Source organism: Psychroserpens sp. SPM9 (assembly GCF_025153525.1).
Taxonomy (GTDB): domain Bacteria; phylum Bacteroidota; class Bacteroidia; order Flavobacteriales; family Flavobacteriaceae; genus Psychroserpens.
The window spans coordinates 892,224-901,898 of the sequence record NZ_JANZNR010000001.1 but is presented as its reverse complement, the minus strand read 5'-3'; the positions used below and the strand labels follow the sequence as shown (position 1 = coordinate 901,898).

Below are 9,675 nucleotides of genomic sequence, written 5' to 3'. Positions count from 1 at the left end.
AAAATTCCATGTGTAACAAGTGTACCTACGAATGTAGCAGCAAGCGCAATTACGCCATCAACGGCCGATGTCGCTTGGGATGCTGTGCCTTCAGCAACCTATGATTTAAGATATAGAGAAACAGGAACAACACCATGGACTGAAGTTTTAGATCTTACCATGAATACTTATACAATTAGTGGATTAGATAATCTTACAGAATACGAAGTTCAAGTCAGAAGCAAATGTTCGGTTACTACGTCAGCTTATTCCGCTTCGGAAGTATTTACAACATTAGATTCGTGTTTAGATGGTACCATATCAACATTTCCTTATACACAAGGTTTTGAAAATAACACATCCTTTACAGACGAATGGAAACAAGGTGTCAATAGCACCGATGATGATATTGACTGGACAAGAGATAGTGGAGGTACGCCTTCAGCTAATACAGGTCCAACAACAGGATCAGGTTCTACGTGGTATATATACACCGAAGCATCTACAAACGTAACTCCAGCTGGTAGCCCACGAAAATCTGCCATCATAACAAGTGATTGTATAGACTTTACAGGTTGGCAAAATGCAAGAATTAGCTTTGATTACCATATGTATGGTGCTGATTTAGGTAGCGCTACCGAAAACCCAATTGAAACGGGCTATATCGCACTGGAAGTTAGTGATGATGATGGTTTAACTTTTAATGTTGAGACCATTTTAAACGATAACAGCCAAAACACGTGGAAATCAGCAACTAATATTGACCTTTCTGCCTATGATAATAAAATTGTTTTAATTCGATTTAGAGGTGTTACCGGATCGTCTTGGGGCAGTGACATGGCACTTGATAATATTAATATTGATGCAGATCCTGCAGCTTCAGATCCACCTGTAGCCGTTTGTCAGAATATAACAGTCCAGTTAGATAACACAGGAAATGCAACAATAGTAGCTACTGATGTTGATGGTGGTTCCTCTGATGATGTTGCAATTACAGATTATGGTATTGATATCGATACTTTTGATTGTACTAATATTGGTACGCCAGTTGATGTCACATTAACCGTTACTGATGCTGAAAATCAAACCGATTCATGTGTAGCAACAGTTACAGTTGTTGATCAAATAGATCCAGAATTTGTTAATGTACCTAGTGATATAACACTTACTTGTGGAAATAATCAACCTAATTGGGTAGATCCTTCCATTACAGATAATTGTGGTGGTGAACTAGTAGCGATACGAACTGATGGAACTGGTCTTAATAGTGGTGATGTCTTTCCTTTAGGCGTGACAACTATTAGTTATTCTGCAACCGATAATAACGGAAATACAAATACAGCATCATTTAATATAACTGTTGTAGCCGACAATGAAGATCCTAGCGCATTTTGTCAAAACATAACGGTTCAACTGGATGCCAGTGGCAATGCAACGATTACTGCAGCTCAGATAAATAATGAATCTTCTGATAATTGCGGAATTGCTTCTATTGCTGCCTCACAAACAACTTTTACATGTGCCGATGAAGGCGCTAATAATGTCACATTAACGGTGACCGACACTAGTGGAAATACCGACACATGTACAGCAGTAGTTACAGTAACATTACAAGATGAACCAGCAACATTAGAATGCTGGGAAACGGCTACTTATAACTATACGACTTGCGAATGGGATTTAAGTGGTACACAACCTACTGAACCAACAGCCACAAACTGTTGGGATGATTACCAATTTAATGATACAACTTGTGAGTGGGAAAATCAAGGTACAGAGCCTTTAGAACCCGCTGCTACAAATTGTTGGGATGATTATCAGTTTGATAACGATGATTTATCACCAACCTATTGTACTTGGGTGAACCAAGGAACGCAACCTATCGAGCCAACAGCCACAAATTGTTGGGACGATTATCAATTTAATAATACAACTTGTGAATGGGAAAATCAGGGAATTGAACCAACTCCACCTACAGGGTTGTCTGCAGGTTCAATTACAGCTACTGGAGCAACAATAAGTTGGGATGCAATGCCTTCTTTTGATTTTGATTTAAGATACCGCCAACTTGGAAGTCCGACATGGATTGATATCTTAGATATAACAACCAACTCTCAAGCATTAGCAACTTTGACATCTTCAACAGAATACGAAGTAGAGGTTAGAAGCAAGTGTTCGGCAACAGCCACTTCTGGTTATGCGACCGCTATTACATTTATAACATTAGATGATACAGCTGATTATTGTGATTCTACGAGTACTAATTCCACAGAAGAATACATCAGTAATGTAGAATTGAATACTATCGACAACGCTTCTGGTGCACAGGATTATTCAGATTTCACCAGTATTTCAACAGTACTTAGAAAAGGGAATGCTTATACAATTACAATTACACCAGCTTGGGCAGGTACAGTATATAATGAAGCCTATTCCGTTTGGATTGATTATAATGGTGATGGTGATTTTGAAGATTCAGGAGAACAAGTATTTACTCAAGCACCTACACAAAACCCAACGGTTAGTGGAAGTTTTACAATTCCAGCGACTGCTTCAGTAATTAAAACAAGAATGCGAGTTTCTATGAAATGGAACGGAATTCCAACATCTTGCGAGACGTTTACCTATGGAGAAGTAGAAGATTATACGGTAATTCTTGTTGGGTTTGGCGATTTAATTTATACCAGTAGCGCATGGACGCCTTATGCGCCTTCACCTATTACAAATACAGACAATGCATTTGTATTAGATGGGACTTACAATGTAACCGATGATATCCAAATTAATGATATGACAGTTTGCGATGGTGCAGGAATTGTTATTGAAAAAGCAAAGTCATTAACCGTAAATGGCGCATTAAAGACTGCTGATAATGTGGTTATGGAATCAGATTCTGATGAATATGCAAGTTTAATTGTTAGTAATCTAGTCGTTGGAACTGCACAATATAAGCGACATGTCAATGCAACTGCTAGTGTAGGAGGCAACGATTTGATTGCACCACCAGTTTTTGGAGAATCATTTATGGACTTTAGAGCTGTAAACCCTAACATATTGAGCAATACAGCAAATACCTTATTTTTATTTGGACCATTTGATAAAGTGACAGGAACTTATGAGTTATATACAGATTCTGAAACTGCTCCATTAGAAGCAGGAGTTGGGTATAGAGCAGCATCAACTGATGCTAGTACATTTACTTTTACAGGATTAGTAAAAATGGGAGATGTTAATTCACCTGTAGTTATATCTGGTCCTCAAAGCCCGGAGTGGAACTTAATTGGTAATCCGTACACTTCTTATATAAAACTATCTGATTTCTTGAGTGCGAATAACTCTAAATTTGACACCCAGCGCTCAGGAATTTATGGTTATGACGGAAACGCTACTGATGGATGGACGATTTGGAATCAGGCTTATTCTGATGCCAATCCTAATGCAAAAATCACACCTGGACAAGGCTTTTTAATTGCTACAGCAACAAATCCTGAAGAAATTGTGTTTACACCAAGTATGCGTTCTATAGGTAGTGATGATGATTTTATCCTCGGAAGAGAAAGTAATAACACAAACATTTCACATTTAAAATTAGAAATGAGTAATGTCTCTAATAGGTATCATACAGATTTCTATTTTACAGACAATGCCTCATTAGGTTTGGATCATAATTATGATTCTGGACTTTTTGGAACAGCACCAGGGTTTTCAATCTATTCTCATTTAGTTGAAGAGAATCAAGGACGTAATTACGGCGTTCAATCTATTGGAAATACTAATCTATCTGATGTTGCCATACCATTAGGTGTTCATGTTTCTCAAGGACAACAAGTCACTATTCGTATCTCTGAAACAACGCTAAATGAAAGTACTGAGGTTTATTTAGAAGATGTACTTAACAATACCTTTACTTTGTTAAATACATCAGATTATACCTTTACTACAAACACTAATGTTACAGGTACTGGACGGTTCTTTTTGAGATTTGCTGAAACAACCTTAAGTACGCCTGGCAGTGAAACTAATACAATTGATATTTACGCAACAACACAACCTAAAACATTATATGTTAAAGGACAATTATTAGAAGACACGCAATTAGCAATTCATGATATACAAGGAAGGTTGATTAAAACGATGATTTTGAGCGACCAACAAACTATCCATCGTATTGACGTGTCGTCGATTTCAACGGGAGTTTATATTGTGTCTCTAAAGAACGGAATTCAAGAGAGAACTGAAAAAGTAGTAATTAAGTAATTCTTAAAGTTTTTATAGACTTAAAAATCATTATAAGCTTACTCACATAATTAAAAAATAAAGTCCAGATATGAAATCTGGACTTTATTTTTTGACCATAATCTTCATATATAAATGATGGTGTTGTATATCAACATTTGTTGCTATTATTTGTGGGATAATTCTTAGTTTTTTATACCGATAATCAAAAAACTTATTCATTTTAATTAAATTTTAACAAAAACTCGTTATTTTCAGCATTTTTATTGATAACAAAATTTCTTCTGATTCATTTGATTTTTCAGAAATTAACCCAAGTCCAACATGAATAAAAAATTATACCCCACTATAGTTTTTTGCCTAATTATATTGTCTATAGGTACTTTTTATCTGTTCAATTTTCAATCTGAAAAGATCCCAGTTGAACCTCAACTTTCAGTCGAAGCGTTAAGAGAAAAGCATAAAAACTATTTAAATAATAGTCCGTTTAAAAACACCCTTAGCTGGGATAAGAAAAAACGTAAGCATCATGGCTTACCACCTAATCGCTATTTTGAACAAATGTGGGAGCTAACAATAAACCCATCTACAGGAAGATTAGATGATGGCGAGTTAACACTTTTACGAGAACAATTAGTACAACAAAGAACAATGTTTAGATCACCAGGCAGTATTGATAATGCTTGGGTAGAAAGAGGACCTGATAATGTTGGAGGAAGAACCCGTGTTATCATGTTTGATCCCAATGATTTAACTAATAATACGGTGTATGCAGGTGGTGTAAGTGGCGGACTATGGAAAAATACAAATATAGGTAGTGCTGCGTCAACCTGGACCAGAGTTGATAATGTGCCTGGTAATCTATCAGTGACTTCATTAACCGTTGATCCTAGAAATTCTAATATATGGTATGCAGGTACTGGAGAACAATACACCGCTGGTGATGTGGTAGGTAATGGCGTTTATGTTACTACAGATGGTGGTACAACTTGGAACGCCATAAATATTCCACCAGCAGATAGTGGAGATATTAACTTTAGTGCTACAAACTTATTCCTATCAGGTATTTATTACGTCAATGATATTTTAGCATGGGATAATGGAACATCTACCGAACTGTTTGTGGCAGTTGGTGCTCACATCTATGGTGACGCAGCTAATCCTAATAACTGGCTGGGTTTACAATCTTCAGGAATTTATCGTTCTACAGATGGTGGTGCAAATTGGAATAGAATAGAATCTGCTAATATGCAACATTCTTTTGGTGGAGAAACATATTACTATATTCCTAACGATTTTGAAGTTGGTGCAGATAATAGAATATGGGTAGGGACAATTGGTTCTGCTATTGGAGAAGGTGGAGGTCGTGTATTTAGTTCTACCAATGGAAGCACATGGACCGAAGCTGCCGCATCTCCATTAACCGATTCAGATCGAGTAGAGTTGGAGTGTTCTGCAACTAATGCGAATAAAATTTATGCATTAACCGAAGGCATTAATTCTCCGGTTCATATTTACGAAACAACAAATGCTTTTGGAAGTATTACATCCTTAAATTTACCTAATGATGCCGATACCAATATAGCAGCAAATGACTTTTGTCGCGGACAAGCATTTTACGATTTAGTAATCGAAGCTGATCCTGCCGATGATGATACATTTTATGTAGGAGGAATCGATTTGTTTAAAACAACTAATGGAGGAACAACATATACACAGCTTTCGCATTGGTATGGTGGTTTTGGTTATCAATTTGTTCACGCTGATCAGCATTCTATTGCCTTTGGGAATAACTCTTCAACCGCTATGCTTTTTGGACATGATGGTGGTATATCTTATTCGAATAACGCAGGAGGAACGATTAGTACCAGAAACAACGGCTATAATGTCACGCAATTTGTTAAAGCAGGAATAGGTCCTGACGGAACAGGTGACACCAATGGCATTTTTTCAGCTGGCGCACAAGATAACGGGACTCAGGCTTTTAGAGATGCAAACACATCGCCTGGTATAAATTCTTCTGAAGAACTAAGTGATGGTGATGGTTTTTACACCTTTGTAGATAAAGATGGTGATTATATGATTGCCACTTACGTATTTAATGTTATCTACAGATTTGATCTACCATGGGATGGTGTGAGTCGAATTAATGGAGGCGCCACTTCTTTAGCTAATAGTCAAACAACGGGAGATTTTGTGAATCAAATGGGTTATGATGATGATGCAAATCGATTATTGTCTAATAATTCTTCGGGTACGTCTTATTCTATTCGAAGTATTAATGTTAACAACGCCTCAAGTGGTACACTTTCTAATGCTACGAATTTAACATCAAAACCAACCGCTTTTAGAGCATCACCTTTTGCCGCAAATACATGGTATGTCGGGACAGCAAATGGAGGCTTATTAAGGTTAACTAATGTGACTAATTCTTCTGCGACGTGGACAACAATTACAACGCCTTTCGTGGGCTCTGTGTCTTCAGTTAGATTTGGTGAAACCTTTGAAGATTTAATTGTTACCATTCATAATTATGGGGTAACAAGCATTTGGTATTCTGATGATGAAGGTCAAAGCTGGGTAAGTAAAGAAGGAAATCTTCCTAATATACCTGTGAGAGACTTTCTTTTGAATCCTTTAAGTCCTAACGAAGCTATTGTTGCAACCCAGTTAGGTGTTTGGCAAACTATAGATTTTGATACTGCTAATCCGTCATGGACACAGTCTTACAACGGTATGAGTGATGTGAGCGTAACGTCGTTAGATTACTGGGATGTGAGTGGTGATGATACAACGAATCAGGTCATTGCTTCTACCTACGGAAGAGGTGTTTTTACAGGGAGTTTTACCGAAGCAGCTATTCCAGATACTGAAGCGCCTACTGAACCAACAAATTTAACAGCTGCTAATATCACTGCTAATTCTGTAGACTTAAGTTGGGATGCCTCAACTGATAATATTGCTGTTACTGAATATGAAATTTATCAAGACGGCGTATTGATAGCTACAATACCAACGACTTCTTATCAAGTTACAGGACTTAGCCCTTTAACCAACTATGATTTTTATGTTATTGCCAAAGATGCTGCTGGAAACAGCTCTCCTCAAAGTAATACGGTTTCTATTACGACTCTCGCGCCAGATACAGAAAGTCCTACAACACCATTAAATCTATTAGCAAGCAATGTTACTGATACCACAGTAGATTTAGCATGGGAAACATCAACCGATAACTTAGGGGTTGTGACTTATGATGTGTATCAGGATGGAACCCTTATTGCGAATGTCCCAACGACAAATTATCAAGTTACAAACTTAACTCCTGAAACGATTTACGTTTTTAAAGTGATAGCTAAAGACGCTGCAGGAAATGAGTCAGAAGATAGTAATGAAGTGGCAATATTGACATTACCGGAAGTTTTAAGTTATTGTGTTTCTGAAAGTGAGAATGTTAATGATGAATATATTAGCCGTGTACAATTAAACACTATAGATAATTCTTCAGATGCTCAGTTTTATTCTGATTTTACCAATATATCAACGGCTTTGAGAAAAGGCAACCAGTATACGATTACTATAACACCTACTTGGACAGGTACGATTTATTCTGAAGGTTATGCTGTTTGGATTGATTATAATAAAGATGGTGATTTTGAAGACTCAGGTGAGCTTGTGTTTTCTCAAGCACCTACGACCAATACGCCTATTAGTGGTAATTTTACTATTCCGTTGAGTGCTACTGAAACAGATACAAGAATGCGCGTGTCTTTAAAGTATGATGGGATTCCTACCTCTTGTGAAGATTTTACCTGGGGTGAAGTAGAAGACTATACGGTAAAACTTATTGGTTCAGGAGATTTAATTTACACAAATAGCGCTTGGACACCATACGCACCATCAGCATTAACAGGAACTGATAATGCCATTGTTTTAGATGGAACGTATACAGTTACTGACGATATTCAAATCAATGATATAAGAGTTAATACTGGCGCAGGAATAATTATTGAAAAAGCAAAGTCATTATCGGTTAATGGTAATTTAATTACTAATGACAATGTTATTTTAGAATCCGATTCTAATGAATATGCAAGCTTAATTGTCAGTAATTTTGTTATCGGAAATGTGCAGTACAAACGTCATGTAAACACAACAGCTAGTACTGGAGGCAATGACCTTATTGCACCACCAGTATTTGGGGAATCGTTTTTAAATTTCAGGCAAGCTAATCCTAATATTCTAAGTAATACGGGTAACACGTTATATTTATTCGGACCATTTGATAAAATCACAGATACTTATGTATTGTATTCAGCTACTGAAACGGCACCTATGTATGCTGGTATTGGTTACAGAGCAGCTTCTACAGATGCAAGCACCTTTACATTTGATGGATTAGTGACGACGAGAGCATTAAGCATACCAATTGTGAATAATGGACCTAACAATCCAGAATGGAATCTTGTAGGAAATCCTTATCCGTCCTATATAAAGCTTTCCGATTTTCTTTCAGTAAATAATTCACAGTTTGATACTCAGAGTTCAGGAATCTACGGCTATAATGGGAATGCCAATGGTTGGGAAATATGGAATCAGGCTTATTCTGATGCTAACCCCAATGCTATTGTCACGCCAGGTCAAGGGTTTTTAGTAGCCTCTGCAACTAATAACGGGTCGATAAGTTTTACACCAACCATGCGAAGTATAGGAAGTTCAGATGATTTTATATTGGGCCGACAAGACGGAAGTTCAAGTATTGTTCATCTACAATTAGAATTAAGTCATGCTACACAAGGCGTTTACAAAACAGATTTCTACTTTACCAATAATGCTTCTAACGGAATGGACTTTAACTATGATTCTAGCGTCTTTGGAGACCAGGCGCCTTCAAATTTCGCTTTGTATTCTCACCTATTAGAAGATAATAATGGTATTGATATGGCAATTCAATCTCTGGGGTTTGATGCTTTATCTAACGCTGTGATTCCGTTAGGTGTTCATATCGCGCAAGGTCAGCAATTGACCATTAGTATTTCTGAAAGCACATTACCAGAAAATATAGAAGTCTATTTAGAAGATAGCGTTAATAATACTTTTACCTTATTAAATAATAGTGATTATACTATAACATTAAATGAAGACTTAAGTAATATTGGAAGATACTATTTACGATTTAATGAAGACACTTTAAGTACAGTTTCTACTGAAGACAACACGATTGAGATCTATACAAGTACCAATACAAAAGTTGTGTATATCAAAGGGCAGTTGATTGAGGATACAGATGTAAGCATCTACGACATTCAGGGACGACTGGTTAAACAAATAACTTTAGACAGTGCTCAGACCACACACCGTATTGATGTGTTATCTGCGGCAAGAGGCGCTTATATTGTGGCATTAAAGAATAGTGTTCAAAAGAAAACTCAAAAGGTTGTCATTAACTAGAGTTAAAGTCTT

The 9,675-nt window shown here is 36.8% G+C and carries 2 protein-coding genes; both read left to right on the top strand.

All coding sequences use genetic code 11. The features are described 5' to 3' along the window. A partial coding sequence (locus N4270_RS03945) for a GEVED domain-containing protein (RefSeq protein ID WP_260095541.1) occupies window positions 1-4,236 on the top strand: 4,236 nt, incomplete at its 5' end. 303 nt (window positions 4,237-4,539) lie between these two features. Continuing rightward, complete coding sequence (locus tag N4270_RS03940; RefSeq protein ID WP_260095540.1) at window positions 4,540-9,663, top strand: GEVED domain-containing protein; 5,124 nt, start codon at window positions 4,540-4,542, stop codon at window positions 9,661-9,663. The last annotated feature ends 12 nt before the right edge of the window (window positions 9,664-9,675 follow it).